At 71.8% G+C, this 15686-nt stretch carries 15 protein-coding genes; 6 read left to right on the forward strand and 9 right to left on the reverse strand.

Going from position 1 to position 15686, the window contains the following annotated elements; genetic code table 11:
• Positions 1–87 precede the first annotated feature (87 nt).
• Together ACFU6I_RS44390 and ACFU6I_RS44395 are read right to left on the reverse strand one after the other, a co-directional pair.
• Positions 88–750: a response regulator transcription factor gene (locus ACFU6I_RS44390; RefSeq protein WP_024488613.1), complete on the reverse strand. Its 663-nt coding sequence runs from the start codon at positions 748–750 to the stop codon at positions 88–90.
• Positions 751–1474: 724 nt separating this feature from the next.
• A complete protein-coding gene (locus ACFU6I_RS44395; RefSeq protein ID WP_384378992.1) occupies positions 1475–2134 on the reverse strand; it encodes a DUF3000 domain-containing protein in 660 nt (219 codons plus the stop codon).
• Positions 2135–2225: 91 nt separating this feature from the next.
• Between ACFU6I_RS44395 and hemE the strand changes: the two genes are divergently transcribed.
• Positions 2226–3299 (forward strand): uroporphyrinogen decarboxylase, encoded by a 1074-nt coding sequence (hemE, locus tag ACFU6I_RS44400; protein ID WP_384378995.1) that lies wholly within the window; start codon positions 2226–2228, stop codon positions 3297–3299.
• A 244-nt stretch (positions 3300–3543) separates the two neighbouring features.
• Here the strand turns inward: hemE and ACFU6I_RS44405 are convergent, their stop codons facing one another.
• Both ACFU6I_RS44405 and ACFU6I_RS44410 read right to left on the reverse strand, forming a co-directional pair.
• The gene (locus ACFU6I_RS44405; protein WP_384378998.1) at positions 3544–4923 is read right to left on the reverse strand and encodes an FAD-dependent oxidoreductase; all 1380 of its coding nucleotides are present in this window, start codon (positions 4921–4923) and stop codon (positions 3544–3546) included.
• Positions 4924–4970: 47 nt separating this feature from the next.
• The gene (locus ACFU6I_RS44410) at positions 4971–5981 is read right to left on the reverse strand and encodes a DUF4349 domain-containing protein (RefSeq protein WP_384379001.1); all 1011 of its coding nucleotides are present in this window, start codon (positions 5979–5981) and stop codon (positions 4971–4973) included.
• A 127-nt stretch (positions 5982–6108) separates the two neighbouring features.
• Here ACFU6I_RS44410 and hemG point away from each other — a divergent pair, with 127 nt between their 5' ends.
• The 3 genes from hemG to ACFU6I_RS44425 all read left to right on the forward strand — a co-directional run bounded on the left by hemG (position 6109) and on the right by ACFU6I_RS44425 (position 9286).
• On the forward strand, positions 6109–7584 hold the full coding sequence (hemG, locus tag ACFU6I_RS44415; protein ID WP_384379004.1) for a protoporphyrinogen oxidase: 1476 nt from the start codon (positions 6109–6111) through the stop codon (positions 7582–7584).
• A gap of 4 nt (positions 7585–7588) precedes the next feature.
• Complete coding sequence (gene hemQ / locus ACFU6I_RS44420; protein WP_345514075.1) at positions 7589–8302, forward strand: hydrogen peroxide-dependent heme synthase; 714 nt, start codon at positions 7589–7591, stop codon at positions 8300–8302.
• A gap of 582 nt (positions 8303–8884) precedes the next feature.
• Positions 8885–9286 (forward strand): VOC family protein, encoded by a 402-nt coding sequence (locus ACFU6I_RS44425; protein ID WP_384379007.1) that lies wholly within the window; start codon positions 8885–8887, stop codon positions 9284–9286.
• 82 nt (positions 9287–9368) lie between these two features.
• On the opposite strand, the gene ACFU6I_RS44430 is transcribed toward ACFU6I_RS44425, so the two are convergent.
• From ACFU6I_RS44430 to ACFU6I_RS44450, 5 genes are all read right to left on the reverse strand, one after another.
• Entirely contained in the window at positions 9369–10154 is a 786-nt protein-coding gene (locus tag ACFU6I_RS44430; RefSeq protein ID WP_384379010.1) for a TIGR04222 domain-containing membrane protein, read from the reverse strand.
• Between the two features lie 85 nt (positions 10155–10239).
• Positions 10240–11268, reverse strand: a complete 1029-nt coding sequence (locus ACFU6I_RS44435) for a TIGR04222 domain-containing membrane protein (protein WP_384379013.1) — start codon at positions 11266–11268, stop codon at positions 10240–10242.
• Positions 11269–11273: 5 nt separating this feature from the next.
• A complete protein-coding gene (locus ACFU6I_RS44440; protein ID WP_384379016.1) occupies positions 11274–12611 on the reverse strand; it encodes a DUF692 domain-containing protein in 1338 nt (445 codons plus the stop codon).
• A gap of 147 nt (positions 12612–12758) precedes the next feature.
• Positions 12759–13496 carry a DUF4142 domain-containing protein gene (locus ACFU6I_RS44445; RefSeq protein ID WP_384379025.1) on the reverse strand — a complete coding sequence of 246 codons (738 nt, stop codon included), beginning with the start codon at positions 13494–13496 and terminating at the stop codon, positions 12759–12761.
• Positions 13497–13640: 144 nt separating this feature from the next.
• Complete coding sequence (locus tag ACFU6I_RS44450) at positions 13641–14390, reverse strand: peptidyl-tRNA hydrolase (RefSeq protein ID WP_384379019.1); 750 nt, start codon at positions 14388–14390, stop codon at positions 13641–13643.
• A 72-nt stretch (positions 14391–14462) separates the two neighbouring features.
• Here ACFU6I_RS44450 and ACFU6I_RS44455 point away from each other — a divergent pair, with 72 nt between their 5' ends.
• Both ACFU6I_RS44455 and ACFU6I_RS44460 read left to right on the forward strand, forming a co-directional pair.
• Complete coding sequence (locus ACFU6I_RS44455; protein ID WP_384379022.1) at positions 14463–15140, forward strand: AIM24 family protein; 678 nt, start codon at positions 14463–14465, stop codon at positions 15138–15140.
• A 159-nt stretch (positions 15141–15299) separates the two neighbouring features.
• Positions 15300–15491 carry a hypothetical protein gene (locus tag ACFU6I_RS44460; RefSeq protein WP_266980225.1) on the forward strand — a complete coding sequence of 64 codons (192 nt, stop codon included), beginning with the start codon at positions 15300–15302 and terminating at the stop codon, positions 15489–15491.
• Positions 15492–15686: the final 195 nt, after the last annotated feature.

Genomic DNA, 15686 nt, shown 5'->3' on the forward strand with positions numbered 1-15686 from the left:
CGTCGACGGAACGTTCCGTCGACGGGCGCCGATGAATGTAAACCGGCCGGGTCCGTATCTCGGTACACGCCGGCCGGCGTGTGGGGGTCAGTGGATGATGCCCGTGCGCAGGGCCACGGCGACCATTCCGGCGCGGTCACCGGTGCCGAGCTTGCGGGCGATGCGGGCGAGGTGGCTCTTGACCGTCAGGGCGGAGAGCCCCATGGAGACGCCGATGGCCTTGTTGGACTGGCCCTCGGCAACCAGCCGGAGCACCTCCACCTCGCGGCCGGACAGTTCGCGGTAGCCGCCCGGGTGGCTCGGGGTGCCGGGGGGCCGGCGGTGCATACGGGCGGCATTGGCGCCGATGGGGGCGACGCCGGGTCGGGTCGGGTGGCCGATATTGGTACGCGTGCCGGTGACGACATAGCCCTTCACGCCGCCCGCGAGGGCGTTGCGTACGGCGCCGATGTCATCGGCGGCCGAGAGGGCGAGGCCGTTCGGCCAGCCTGCGGCTCGGGTTTCGGACAACAGGGTCAGCCCGGAACCGTCGGGCAGATGGACGTCGGCAACACAGATGTCGCGCGGGTTGCCGACGCGGGGACGGGCCTCCGCGATGGACGACGCCTCGATGACGTCACGTACTCCGAGGGCCCACAGGTGGCGGGTGACGGTGGAACGGACGCGGGGGTCGGCCACGACGACCATGGCCGTCGGCTTGTTCGGGCGGTAGGCGACCAGGCTTGCGGGCTGCTCTAGGAGAACGGACACCAGGCCTCCTGGGGAGTGGCGGGACGGGCCGGCTCGGGGATGAAGCCGGGGCGAACCGTGCTTGAAGGGTCATTGACCTCTTCGGCAGCAGACCCGTCCTCCTTTAGAGGAAGATCACGATTTCATGCGTAACAATTCGGGCAAATCGGACGGGCTATCGATTGTACGAAAATAATGCCGACAGCTGTGCGAAGCCTGTGACGCGCCGTCACGGCCAGGAACCGCCGCCGGGGCGAGCGGCACGGTCCGGTGCCGCGTGCTCCGGCGACCGGGACGAGTGTGCGGGATCCGGGTTACGGCACCGACGGCGGGACGCTGCAGGCGGGAGGGGGTGTCCGCGGGTACGGCGGCGCGACCGGGCGTGCGGGACCGGGGGTGCGGATACGGCGGTGGGACGGGGCGTGCGGGATCCGGCTGCGGAGCGACGGGGCGCGCCGGCGTGAGGAACCGGGGTGCCGAACCGGCGTGCCGGCCCCCTTCCGGCGGCCGACGCGTCGAGCCTGCGCCCTGGATCCGGTGCCGGACCGGCGAGAAGGAAATCGGCACAACGGAATCCGTGCGATACGGAACCGGCGTACGCCGGATCCGCCTTCGTGTCCGGCCTGGTCACCCACATGGCGCATCCGGCCTACGCACCCACATGGCGCATCCGGCCCGCGCGCCCGGCCCGCACATCCGGTCGAGTCGCGGGGCGGGCCCGTGGAGCCCGCCCGCGCAATCCCCGCTACGGCGCCTGCGGCCCGCGCCGCTGGGGCAGTGTCACCACCGCCGCGTCGGCCGGTCCCGACGGCGGCAGGCCGGCGATCTGGCACAGCAGATCTCCCCACGCCGCCAGGTGCGCCGCCGTGTCCGGCACCCCGCCACGTCCCTCGTGCGGCGTCCAGGACGCACGGATCTCGATCTGGGTGGCCGGGCGCCGCTCGGCCAGTGCCCCGAAGTAGTGGGAACCGGCGCGGGTGACCGTGCCACCCGCCTCCCCGAACAACAGACCCCGCGCCTCCAGCGCGCCGGTCAGCCAGGACCAGCACACCTCCGGCAGCAGCGGGTCGGACGCCATCTCCGGCTCCAGCTCGGCGCGTACCAGCGTCACCAGCCGGAATGTGCCCTGCCAGGCCTCATGTCCGGCTGGATCGTGCAGCAGCACGAGGCGGCCGTCGGCGAGATCGTCCTCGCCGTCGACGACCGCCGCCTCCACGGCGTATGCGTGCGGAGCGAGGCGCTGGGGCGGCCGGGTCGGCTCCACTTCCAGCTCGGGGCGGAGCCGCGCGGAGCGCAACGCTTCCACCGCCGCCCGGAACGCGGGCGGGACGGAACCGCCCTCCGCACTGTCCTTGCCGTCAGCGCTGTCGCAATGTTCGGAAAATTGTCCCTGAGCCGGAGCCATGCGGGGAAGAGTAGGCGGAACCGGAGCCTCGTGCAGGGAGGGACACCCTGCGGGACTCGGCTCCTTACCGCTTCATGCGAAGATTCTGTGCGTGAGCGCCAACGACAGCCCCTCGGGCCAGCAGACGAAGACCTCCGCCACCCATGAGTCGGCGTTCCTGAAGGCATGCCGCCGTGAGCCCGTGCCGCACACGCCGGTCTGGTTCATGCGTCAGGCGGGGCGCTCGCTGCCCGAGTACCTGAAGGTGCGCGAGGGCATCGCGATGCTCGACTCCTGCATGATGCCGGAGCTGGTCACGGAGATCACGCTGCAGCCCGTGCGCCGCCACAAGGTCGACGCGGCGATCTACTTCAGCGACATCGTCGTCCCCCTCAAGGCCATCGGGATCGACCTCGACATCAAGCCCGGCATCGGTCCGGTCATCGCGGACCCGATCCGTACCCGGGCCGACCTGGCCCGGCTGCGTGACCTCACGCCGGAGGACGTCCACTACGTCACCGAGGCCATCGGGATGCTCACCGCGGAACTCGGGTCGACGCCGCTCATCGGGTTCGCCGGTGCGCCGTTCACTCTTGCGAGCTACCTCGTGGAGGGCGGCCCGTCCCGCAGCCACGAGCGCACCAAGGCGATGATGTACGGCGAGCCGGAGCTCTGGGCCGAGCTGCTCGACCGGCTGGCCGAGATCACCGGTGCGTTCCTGAAGGTGCAGATCGAGGCGGGCGCCTCGGCCGTGCAGCTCTTCGACTCCTGGGTCGGCGCGCTCGCCCCCGCCGACTACCGCCGCTCCGTGATGCCGGCCTCCGCGAAGGTCTTCGACGCGGTTGCCCCGTACGGTGTCCCGCGCATTCACTTCGGTGTCGGCACCGGTGAACTGCTCGGGCTGATGGGCGAGGCGGGCGCGGATGTCGTCGGCGTCGACTGGCGGGTCCCGATGGACGAGGGTGCGCGCCGGGTCGGACCCGGCAAGGCGCTCCAGGGCAACCTCGACCCGGCGGTGCTGTTCGCGCCGACGGCGACGGTGGAGGCGAAGGCACGCGAGGTGCTGGACGCGGCCGCCGGTCTGGAAGGTCACATCTTCAACCTGGGGCACGGCGTGATGCCGACGACCGACCCGGACGCGCTGACCCGGCTCGTCGAGTACGTCCACACGCAGACGGCCCGCTGAACCGGTCGCCGAAACGCACCCTGCTCACCGTGGAACCCTCGGGTTCCGCGGCGAGCAGTGCATTCGGGGGCGCTACGGGCAGTCTGGGCGGGGGTGCTCATGACGGGCGGTGCGATGACGAGTGGGGCGGCGCGGAACGCGCGTACAGAGTTTCGGATCATGTGATCGGTTCAACTCGACGTGCTCGTTTCGTCGCAACGGGTGACCAGGGTGATCGTCCCTCCGCCTGATGGCGGCGAGTGCCCTACACACCCGCCGCGCGCACGGCCTGGACCGTCTTGCGTGCCGCCACCAGGACCGGGTCCCACACCGGCGAGAACGGCGGGGCGTATCCCAGGTCGAGCGCCGTCATCTGGTCCACGGTCATCCCCGCGGTGAGTGCGACCGCCGCGATGTCGACGCGCTTCGCCGCTCCTTCACGGCCCACGATCTGTACGCCGAGCAGCCGGCCCGTGCGGTACTCCGCGAGCATCTTCACCGTCATCGGCTGAGCGCCCGGGTAGTAGCCCGCCCGCCCCGTCGACTCGATCGTCGCCGTGACGAACCGCAGCCCCACCGCGCGGGCGTCCTTCTCCCGCAGCCCCGTCCGGGCGATCTCCAGGTCGCAGACCTTGCTGACGGCCGTACCGACCACGCCCGGGAACGTCCCGTACCCGCCGCCCGCATTGGAGCCGATGATCTGGCCGTGCTTGTTGGCGTGGGTGCCCAGCGCGATATGCCGGGTGCGGCCCGCCACCAGGTCGAGAACCTCGACGCAGTCGCCGCCCGCCCAGATGTTGTCGTGCCCGACGACCCGCATCGACAGATCGGTGAGCAGACCGCCGTGCGGGCCGACCGGGAGGCCGGCCGCGCGGGCCAGCGTCGTCTCCGGTTCGACGCCGATGCCGAGCACCACCACGTCCGCCGGGTAGGTCCCCTCCTCCGTGGCGACCGCGGTGACCCGGCCGTCGGCACCAGTGATGATCTTGCTCACCCCGGCACGGTTCACGGTCGTGATGCCCAGACCGTCCATCGCGTCGTGGACCAGGCGCCCCATGTCGGGGTCGAGCGTCGCCATCGGCTGCTCCCCGCGGTTGAGGACCGTCACCTCGAAGCCGTGCTTCAGCAGTGCCTCAGCCATCTCGACACCGATGTAACCGGCGCCCACCACGACCGCGCGCCGGCCGGGCGCCCGGTCCAGGGAGTCCAGCAGCGCCTGGCCGTCGTCCAGGGTCTGCACCCCGTGCACCCCGGCCGCGTCCATGCCGGGCAGCTCGGGGCGCACCGGCCGGGCACCGGTCGCGATCACCAGCTTGTCGAAGCCGGCCCAGTACGTCTCGCCGGTCTCCCGGTCCAGCGCGCGCACCCGCTGCCCGGCGACATCGATCTCCGTCACCTCGGTGCGCATCCGCAGATCGATGGCGCGGGCCCGGTGCTCCTCGGGCGTACGGGCGATGAGGTCGTCCCGCTGCTCCACGTCACCGCCGACCCAGTAGGGGATGCCGCAGGCGGAGTACGAGGTGAAGTGGCCGCGCTCGAAGGCGACGATGCCCATCTCGTCCGGCCCCTTGAGCCTGCGGGCCTGGGACGCGGCGGACATGCCCGCCGCGTCCCCACCGATGACCACCAGTCGCTCCGCTGCCATGCCGGGTCCCTTCGAGCGTTGAGTTCGAAGGGACCACGCTACGGCCCTCAGGGAGCGGACGGAGTCTCCGGAGGTACGGGGGCGTGCTCGGGCGCCGCCGTCGGTACGGGGGCGTGCTCGGCCGCCCGGGGCGTGCCCCACCGGGTCGGCCGGGTGCGCACCAGCCGCCAGAGCAGCAGCAGCGCGGCCGCGGCCGCAAGGAACGGCGCCGCCGCACCCACCGCCATCGCGATCCACTTCACCATGGTCACGAACGCGTGCCAGCCGCCGCCGAGCGCGTCCACGAACCCCGGATCGTCGTCGTCCGCGCCCTGCGCGGCGGACTCCGGCTCGGTGAGGTCGAGGGTGATCGTCGCCAGGGTGGTGCGGTCCTTGAGCGACTCCCGCCGGGCGAGCAGCGACTCCAGCTCTGCCTGGCGATTGCTCAGTTCCCCTTCCAGGGCGACCACATCGGCAATCTTCTCGGCCCGGTCCATCAGTTTCCGGACCCGGGCGACGCTCGCCCGCTGGGTGGTGATCCGGCTCTCCACGTCGACGACCTGATCGGTGACGTCCTTGGCCTCCGACGTACGGGACAGCAGCTTTCCGCCGCCCGCCAGCTTCCGCAGCACGGCGTCGTACTCGGCCTGCGGCACCCGCAGCACCAGGTGCGACATCTCGTGCAGGTCGTCGATCCGGTCGGTGGACTCTTTCGCCACCAGCCCGCCCGCGTCCTCCGTGACCGAACGGGCCGTCGCGGCCGCCTTCGGCACGCTCTTCACCTCCACGGCGAGCGAGGCCTTCCGGATGACATGGGTGGTGGTCAGCGCGGGGGACCCGGTCGACCGAGCGGGGCTGCCGTCGGTGGCACCCCGGTCCGACTCGCCGCCGGCGGAGTCGGCGCGCTCCGCGGGAGCTGCCGCCTTGTTGTCCGCGGAGTCCGACATGCTCTTGCTGTCGGAGCTGTCGTCGGCGCCGCCGCAGCCGCTCAGCGCGAGCAGCGCGGCAAGCATCCCGGCGGCGAGCACCGCGCGCGGACGGCGGGTGGACGAACGGCTCGACTGACGCGCTCTCTGCATAACTGCTCCCCCTGGGCGGGTGGTTGATGGTGCCGGTTCGACGTGCGGGACAGGGGTGCGGGTTGCCCTTTACCGGTTTCGAAGCGGTCACGGTCAGGACTCGGAAGAGGTTTGAGAGAGTGGAGGCATGCAGCGTTCAACACACCGCGTGGACACAGGTACGGGTCATGTCGTCGTCATCGGCGGCGGCATCGCCGGACTCGCGGCCGCCCACCGGCTCATCGGCGCAGGACTGCGGGTCACGCTCCTGGAGGCGACCGACCGGCTGGGCGGCAAGCTCATGACCGGTGAGATCGCCGGCACCCAGGTCGATCTGGGTGCGGAGTCGATGCTGGCCAGACGCCCCGAGGCGGTCGACCTGGCGCGCGCCGTCGGGCTCGGCGACCGGCTTCAGCCTCCCGCCACCGCCACCGCGTCGGTCTGGACGCGGGGCGAACTGCGGCCGATGCCCAAGGGACATGTGATGGGTGTCCCCGGCGACCCCGCAGTACTCAGTGGGGTGATCTCCCCGGAGGGCCTCGCCCGCATCGCGCAGGAACGGGACCTCACGCCGACCGCGGTCGGCGACGATGTCGCGGTCGGCGCGTATGTCGCCGACCGGCTGGGCCGCGAGGTCGTCGACCGGCTCGTGGAGCCCCTGCTCGGCGGCGTCTACGCGGGCGACGCCTACCGGATCTCGATGCGCGCCGCCGTGCCGCAGCTCTTCGAGGTGGTCCAGGAGGGCGGCTCGCTGCTCGACGGCGTGCAGCGCATCCAGCAGCAGGCCGCAGCCCGGCAGCAGACCGGCCCGGTCTTCCAGGGCATCGACGGCGGCCTCGGCACCCTGCCGGGCGCGGTTGCCGACGCCGTGCGCGCCGGAGGCGGCGAGATCCTCACCGCCACGCCCGTCCTGGGCCTGACCCGTACCGCCGACGGCTGGGACGTCCGCACCGACACCCGGGTGATCGCCGCCGACGGCATCGTCCTCGCCGCCCCCGCCTGGTCCGCGTCGACGCTGCTGGCCGCCGAGTCCCCGGCCGCCTCCGCCGAGCTCGCGGGCGTCGAGTACGCGTCGATGGCGCTGGTCACCCTGGCGTTCCGGCGCTCCGACGTGGCGGTCACGGGCGCCCTCGACGGGCGCTCCGGCTTCCTGGTACCGCCCGTCGACGGCCGTACGATCAAGGCCTCCACCTTCTCCACCCACAAGTGGCAGTGGGTCGCCGACTCCGCCCCCGACCTGTTCATCCTGCGCACCTCGGTCGGCCGTTACGGTGAGGAGGACCATCTCCACCGCGAGGACACCGAACTCGTCGACGTCTCGCTGCGTGACCTCGCCGACGCCACCGGACTCGGGGCGAAGCCGGTGGACACCGAGGTCACCCGGTGGATCGGCGGCCTGCCCCAGTATCCCGTCGGCCATCTGACCCGGGTCGCCCGGATCCGCGACGAGGTCGCCAAGCTGCCGGGCCTGCGGGTCTGCGGAGCGGTGTACGACGGGGTCGGCATCCCTGCCTGCATCGCCGGCGCCCACCGGGCCGCGGACGAGATCGTCGCGGACATCGCGGGAGAGATCATTGCCACTGGGACCCTGGTTCAGGGCACACGGAGCGAGGCGGGACAATAGCCGTATGAGTGCGTCTGAGAAGATTCCGAACGCCGGTAAGAAGGCCAAGGACCTCAACGAGGTCATCCGCTACACGCTGTGGTCCGTCTTCAAGCTGCGCGATGTGCTGCCCGTCGACCGTGCCGGTTACGCCGACGAGGTCCAGGAGCTGTTCGACCAGCTCGCGGCCAAGGACATCACCGTCCGTGGCACCTATGACCTGTCCGGCCTGCGTGCCGACGCCGATGTCATGATCTGGTGGCACGCGGAGACGGCGGACGAGCTGCAGGAGGCGTACAACCTCTTCCGGCGCACCAAGCTGGGCCTGGCGCTGGAGCCGGTCTGGTCGAACATGGCGCTGCACCGCCCCGCCGAGTTCAACAAGTCGCACATCCCGGCGTTCCTCGCCGACGAGACGCCGCGCAACTACATCAGCGTGTACCCCTTCGTGCGCAGCTACGACTGGTACCTGCTGCCCGACGAGGACCGCCGCCGCATGCTCGCGGACCACGGCAAGATGGCCCGCGGCTACCCCGACGTCCGCGCCAACACCGTGGCCTCGTTCTCGCTCGGCGACTACGAGTGGATCCTCGCCTTCGAGGCCGACGAGCTGCACCGCATCGTCGACCTCATGCGTCATCTGCGGGCCTCCGAGGCGCGGATGCACGTCCGCGAGGAGGTTCCCTTCTACACGGGCCGCAGGAAGTCCGTCGCAGACCTGGTGGCCGGGCTCGCGTAGCGAGCGGGCTCCGACCACCCCAACCCGGAAGATCAGACGGCGGGCGCCGGCGCACGGCTGTGCGCTGCCTGCCGCTCCAGCGACACCGGGTTCGGCTTCGGGTTCGCCGAGGGCTCCGGCCTGCGGCGTTCCCGAGACCTGCGGGGAAGCGCACCGCCCTTCCCCGCAGGTCCCCGGCCCACCTCCGCGTGGGCCGTTCTCATGTTCCCGCGGGGGCACGACGGTCCGTGCCGCCCCGCCGCACGAGCGCTCACCGGCCGGGAACGGCTTCGCCCCGTACCTCGCCGCCGATCTGCGTGGCCGGCCGTGCGCCCGTTCGTCGTCGCCGATCCGGCGCACCGTCGCTGCGCCCGCTCGTACGCGTCGACCGGATCCTTGCTGCCGACGGCGAGAGGAGCCACGGATCGCCTGTGTGCCGAACCGCGGCGTGTCCGGTCCTGTCACCGCCTCTGTCCCCCCCGGCCGCCCCGGTCCGGACGAAACAGAGCTGCCGTGTGACCGGCGCCACCGCAGGTCCGCGCGGGAGGACTTCGGATCCGCCCCCTGTACACGGCATCGCCCGTTCGGAGATCCTCAGTGACTGTGACCGACAAGAAAAGCGATACAGCGTGGCCCGGGGGCATCAGCGCGATCACCCTGTTCGTCGAGGACCTGGACGCCACGAAACGTTTCTACCGGGAGGTCTTCGGGCTGCCGGTGACCTACGAGGACGACGACTCGGCCGTATTCGGCTTCGGGAACACCCTCATCAACCTGCTGAGGGTCCCTGCCGCGCACGAGCTGATCGAGCCCGCGCGCGTCGCGGCGGCCGACGCCGGATCCCGACTCCAGCTCACCCTCACCGTGGACGACGTGGACGCGATGTGCGAGGAGTTGGCCACGCGTGGTGTGACGCTGCTCAACGGACCGATGGACCGGCCCTGGGGCATACGGACCGCCAGCTTCCGCGACCCCGGCGGCCACATCTGGGAAATCGCCGAGTGACCGGGGGAGGCACCGGCGGACATCGACCGCGAGGTGCTGTTCGCGGCCCCGGCCGGCCACCTCACCGGCCGGGGTGTTCGCGTCAGAGGTGAGGGTCCCGGTGTGCTGTGCGGCCGTCGCCCGTGAGCGCGGCCCGCAGAGCCGGATCGTCGACGGCGCCGACCCCTCGTACGGCGACCGCCGCCAGCACGTCACGGTCCGCGCCGCCCGCCGGGGCGGCGTACGAGTCCAGCAGCCGCTGTCCCGTGGGAGAGGCCCAGGAGTCCCACGGATGGATCTCCCACCGGGCGATGACCAGGCAGCCGAGCGTCAGGACGAGCGGCAGTCCGAACCAGACCCACTCGGTCGTCGACGGGCCGCCGTGACCTTGCTCCTGACCGGGCAGCAGCAGCGCCGCACCGGCCATCGCGACCTCCAGCAGCGCCGCTCCGCGCACCGTGCGTACCGCCGATGCGAGGTCCGTCCGTTCGCCGCCCGGCAGGGCCAGACCCGCGGCGACGAGCCGGTCGGCGAGGGCGCGCACGGCATCGGCTGCGGCGGTGGCCGCACGTATCGGAGGGATGAGCGACTGCCCCGCCGGCCCGATGGCACGGATCACCGTCCGTTCGACCTCGTCCCGGCCCTCCGGGTCGACGACCGTCGCCCACCCGGTGTGGGCGAGGAGCAGGCGCCTGCGCAGATGCATGGTGACGAGCGCGAGATCGGCGACCCGATGCGGGCCACCGGCCAGGAACGCCGTCTCGTACAGGGTCAGTTCGACATCACCGGGGTCCCGGGCCCGGTCGACGGCCGCGGCGGCGAGGCAGAGCCGGAGGCAGGAGAGAGCCGCCGCACCCGATGCGACCAGCAGCAACAGAACCCAGAGCATGTCCGAGTTCTATGCGAGGTGGGCGGGGGAGCGCCATAGCCTGTTCAATATTCGGAATTCGGAACCGCGTTGCGAGGTGCCGGTGTCAGGAACTGCTGCTGCAGCTCGACCCCCCGCAGCTGGATCCACTGCTGCTTGAACAACTGCTGCCGGAACAGCCGGAGCCGCCCGACCCGCCGCAACTGGATCCGGAACTGCCGCCGCACCCGCTGCCTCCTCCGCAGCTGCGGCCCCCGCCCGGCGAACCGCTGGAGCTCCCGCAGCCGGAGCCGGAACCGACCGAACCGGCGCACCACACCGTCGCGACGACGTGGTCGTTGCTGCCGGAGGAGGAGTGAGGGGGCGACATCGGCCGCATCCCGCCGACCGTCCGCATCCGTGCGGCCGTCGCCAACTGTGCCCGCAGTACGGGATCGGGCAGTGCGCGCAGCCCCAGATTCGCCACGAGGTGGGCGGGTTCGGCGCTGTAGGCATGAGCGGCGCGGTACTGCTCGGCGGCGCGCCGTCCCGCCTTGGTGATCCGGGCGCGGGCGACGCCCGCGCAGATCAGCCCGATCGGAAAGCCGACGAACAGGGCGGGGAACACCTTGACGATGAAGGGAAGAGAGAAGTCGAGCCCGTCGGACTCCGCCATGAACTGTGACACCGTCACCGCGAAGGAGACCGGGATGGCCAGCAGACAGCCCAGCCCCTGGAACAGGCCCCAGCGGCGCCACTTCACGGTGGTCTCCGGTGCGGCCAGCAGTCCACGGGCCGCGAGTCCGTCACCGATCTCCTGCACCGCCGGGTGCCGCATCACCGCATCCCGCAGGGTGTGCAGCGCACCGCTGGGAGCGGCGGCGTGTTCCTGGAGAACGGCTCGTTCCACCGGGTCGTGGGCGGCCGGCCGCCGGAGGGAGACGATGCCGGGCCCGCCGACCGCCAGACGCCCGTCCGTCTGCATGGCGGCGAGCGCGGTGTCCACGACTCTGCCGGGCCCGCCGTTCAGGAATGCCACTTCGTAGAAGTCGTGGGCGGGGCCACCGGGGCCACGCCGGGCCTTCGAGATCCCCACGATCAGGAGGGTCGAGGAGACCGCGACGGCCAGCGTCACCAGCAGAGCGACGATGTTCATTCCGGTCACCTCCCGACGAGCGCGGCGCGGGCGGCCCGTACCAGCCGGGTCGTGCGGCGGGGCGGCCGGGCGGCCGCGCGGTCCTGCCACCAGGTGGTCAGCCGGCGCCGGGCGGCGTCGTCGGCGGGGCGCCCGGCGATCAGCAGTTGCTCGGCGAAGTCCATTGCGTCGCGCCGGTATCCGGCGGCCATGGGGCGGGTCCTGGCGTACGCGAGAAAGGCGCGCCGGTAGCCGTCCCCGAGGATTTCGGGCAGTTCGGGCGCCACCTTGGCGACGACATCGGCCCGCTTGGCGGCCAGCGCGCGGCTCTGGACACCGAGGCGGCGGTGGTCGAAGCCCTCGGGGGCGGGGGTGCCGGCGACGAGGGCGGAGAGCAGCGCGGTCTGGGCGACGGCGGCGCGGTCGCGGGCGGCATCGGTCGCGGGTGCGGGGGACGAAGCGGTGGGGTGCCCGGCGGTCCCGATCCGGGCGACACCGTCTCCGGACGTCCCGGCTCCCTGCCCCTGTCCGGGCCCCTTCCTCCCTGCCGCGTCCAGTGTGGCGCGGATCGCCGTCAGTTCGCCCGCCAGCTCCTGCGCGGGCGGGAAGTCGGCGTCGCGCTCCAGCAGTACGCCCGGCGGGTCGACCCGCGAGCGGAGTTCGGCGAGCACGTCGAGGACGGGCCGGGTCACCGGGTGGGCGTGCGTGTCGTGCCAGACGCCGTCCTTCTCGATGCCGCCCGCCACATGCACGTACGCGATCGCCTCCACCGGCAGCTCGTCCAGTGCCCTCGCGGGATCCTCGCCGCGGTTGACGTGGTTGGTGTGCAGGTTGGCCACGTCGATCAGCAGCCGGACGCCGGTGCGTGCGACCAGCTCCGCCAGGAACTGACCCTCGGTCAGTTCCTCGCCCGGCCAGGCGATCAGCGCCGCGATGTTCTCCAGCGCCAGGGGCACCGGCAGCGATTCCTGCGCGATCCGGACGTTCTCGCACAGGACGTCCAGCGCGTCCCAGGTCCGCGGCACGGGCAGCAGGTGGCCCGCTTCGAGCCCCGGCGACGCGGTGCGTGTTCCCCCGGCCCGTACGAAGGCGATGTGCTCCGTGACCAGCGGTGTGCCCAGCAGCGTGGCCCGCGCGGCAAGGTCCGCGAGCCGGCCGGGGTCGGGGCGGTCGGCCCCGCCGAGGCCCAGCGAGACGCCGTGCGGGACCACGGTCACGCCGCGGGCGCGGAGCCGTACCAGGGAGTCGGGCAGATGGTCGGTGCAGAGGTTCTCCGCGACCGCTTCCACCCAGTCGATCCCCGGCAGTGCCTCCACCGCATCCGCGATCTCCGGCCGCCAGCCGATGCCGATTCCCAGCTCCATGGTGTCCCCCTCCTCCACTGCGTGCAGGGGTGATGGCCCCGACAGGCAGCGCGCAATCCGAAGAGGGGGACGTTCAGAGCATGATTTGAGGTTCCGGACACAGCGGGACCGGCGTGTGGACCGGTACGCCGACCGGTGCGGTCCCGCTCAGGGCATCGGCATCGTGGACGGACGCGAGGTGAAGGACTGGTCCCCGGTCGGCTCCGCGGGCACCGGCAGCGGCAGCACCCTGCCCCCGGACGGCGCGGGCGGCCCGGTCGGGCTGGCCGTCGCCGCGCCCGCCGCTTCGCGGGCGATCGCGTCGAAGTCGACGAAGCCGGTGCCCTCCAGCATGGTGATGTGGTCGAGCACGGTCTGGTTGGCGTCGGTCGCCAGCTGACGGATCAGTGAATTGCGGGTGGTGTTCCGGACCTGGGCGATCAGCGCGAAGACCCTGCCGTGCGCGGCCCGCAGCAGATTGGCGAACTTCCGCTCGTAGTCCTCGCCGCTCGCCGCGGTCAGCTCGCGCAGCCATCCCTGCTGCTGTTCGTTCGGCTGGTTCGGCAGCTCCACCCCGAGCTTGGCGGCCACGTCCCGGGCCCGGCGGTCCAGATCCGTGTGCCCGACCACGAGATGATCCCCGGCGGCCTTGACCGCCTCGCTCGGCGCGCGCTGGATGGCCTGCTGCCCGGCGGGCAGTTCCCACAGGCCGGCCAGGCGCACCTTCACGAGGAAGTCCCGGTCGGTCGCGGAGAGCGGTCCCCACTGCGTCGCGACGGACGACGCGTTGAGATTGGCCTGACCGGTGCCGGAACGGTCGGCGTAGGACCAGACGGGGAAGGCGAGGGCGCCGAGCGTGGCGACAAGTGCCGCGATGATGAGGGCAGTTCCGTTGATGCGTCGCAACAAGGTCTCTCCCGGGCCGAGGCGTGACGGCGTCGAATCAACCGTCCGGTCCCAACGACCGGTGGCTGACTGGTCGTTCAAGATACTGGCCAGTAGTGCCGGTGACGGCAGTATCGGGAGATACGTATCGGCGCACCGAAGTGTTCAGCGGCGCAGTGCCGGATGGTCGGCGACCACCGTGCAGGATCCCGGGGCGATCTCCGTGAACCCGGCGTCACGCACCACCGGCAGTCCGCTCATGGTGAGTTCCGCCCAGCGGGTGGCGTCCGGGGTGGCGACGGAGAGCGGGAAGCCCGCCTCCCGCCACGCCTTGCGCTCCGTATCCGACAGCTCCCACCAGGCGAGCTGCGCGCCGTGCCCGGCCTGCGCCATCTCCTTGCCCGCGGACATGTCGAGCTCCGGGTTCAGCCAGAGCACCGGGCCGGACGGGTCGGGTGCGGCGGGCGGCTCGGGGTCGTCCAGGTCCGTCCCCGACACCTGGAGCTTCGCCAGCTCCTTCGGCCAGCCGTCCAGCGGAACCGGCGGGAACACCCGCACCTCGGCGCTCTCGCCCGTGACCGTGATGCTGGGCAGCGCGGACGCCTTGCGCCACTCCGCGCCGCGCGCCCGCCGCACCACCTTGCGGATCCGGGCGTCCTGCCAGTCGCGCATCACCTGCGCCCACTCGCCCTCGCCGACCGACCGCTCGTCGGAGAGCATCACGAGGACGGCGCGGGCGGCGGTCCGCAGCGCGTCGGTGCGGGCCGGGGGGTCGGTCTTCTCGATGTGCACCACCAGGGGAAGCACGTACTGCGGTGCCTCGTCGCGGCTGGTCGGCTCGGAGTGGAACGGGGAGTCCGAGGGGGCCGGGGCGCCGGACGGGGACTGGGGTGCGGAAATGTCGTTGCTGCTCACTCGTCCCAGTCTGCCAGTCGCCCGGGCCCGGCTCCTTGGCGGAATGAAACGGTCCGGGTGAGGATGCACCGCATGAAGAGCGATCTCTTTTCCAGCGAGAACATGGTTCAGCCGGCAACCGCCCCCGGGATGACCCTGCAGAACGCCAAATCCATCAAGTACGCCGTCAACGGCGAGATGCACGCCCGCCAGGGATCGATGATCGCCTTCCGGGGCAATCTCCAGTTCGAGCGCAAGGGCCAGGGCCTCGGCGGCATGCTGAAGCGCGCCGTCACCGGCGAGGGGCTGTCGCTGATGGCGGTCCGCGGGCAGGGCGAGGCGTGGTTCGCGCACGAGGCCGCCAACTGCTTCATCGTGGACATGGAGCAGGGCGACGTCCTCACCGTCAACGGCCGCAACGTCCTCTGTTTCGACCCCACCCTCGCGTACGAGATCAAGACGGTGAAGGGCGCCGGGATAGCCGGTGGCGGGCTCTTCAACAGCGTTTTCAGCGGTTACGGCAAGCTCGGCCTGATCTGCGAGGGCCACCCGATCGTGATCCCCGTCACGGCCCAGCAGCCGGTGTATGTCGACACGGACGCGGTCGTCGGCTGGAGCGCCCAGCTCAGCACCTCGCTGCACCGCTCGCAGAGCATCGGCTCGATGATCCGCGGCGGTTCCGGCGAGGCGGTCCAACTGATGTTGCAGGGCGAGGGGTTCGTGATCGTCCGGCCCAGCGAGCTCAAGCCGGAGAAGGCGTCGGCCAACTGAACCTGACAGGAGTGGGCCGACGGTACGGTCGCGGCGGACCATGGGTGCTGCGCGGGGGCCGAACCTCCACCTGTCCGCGTGCACCCCGGTCGCGGCCTGCGCGGTGGCGGCGGTCGTCCGCAGGCTCACTTCGCTGCGCGGATGAGTAGGCTCCCGGGTATGGACGAGCGCCTGGACGAGCCGTACTGCGAGACGCCCGACACGAGGCCCGTGCCGGCGGATTCCGGTCCTCCGTACGCCGAATGCGTGCTGTGCCGGAAGCCGACCGAGTACCCGGAGTCGGTCAAGGGCATCACGCTCTGCCCGGTCTGCGAATGGCAGGAGGCGCAGCGCACGGCCTGCTCCGGCTGACTTGAGCTCCTCCGAAGCCACCTGAACCCGGCCGCTGTCGCCGCGTGGCCGAGGCCGGCATCGACATGTGCCCCGGGGCCCCGAGGTCCTCACCACCGAAGCGGTGGAGTCCTCCGGCGTGGTGATCACCGTGGGCGGCCGCGACATCGAGTGGTCCTGGGACCCGGCCGGTCGTGGACGTCGTGTGGGACCGGC

Source organism: Streptomyces sp. NPDC057486 (assembly GCF_042802415.1).
GTDB classification, from domain to species: Bacteria; Actinomycetota; Actinomycetes; order Streptomycetales; family Streptomycetaceae; genus Streptomyces; species Streptomyces yanii.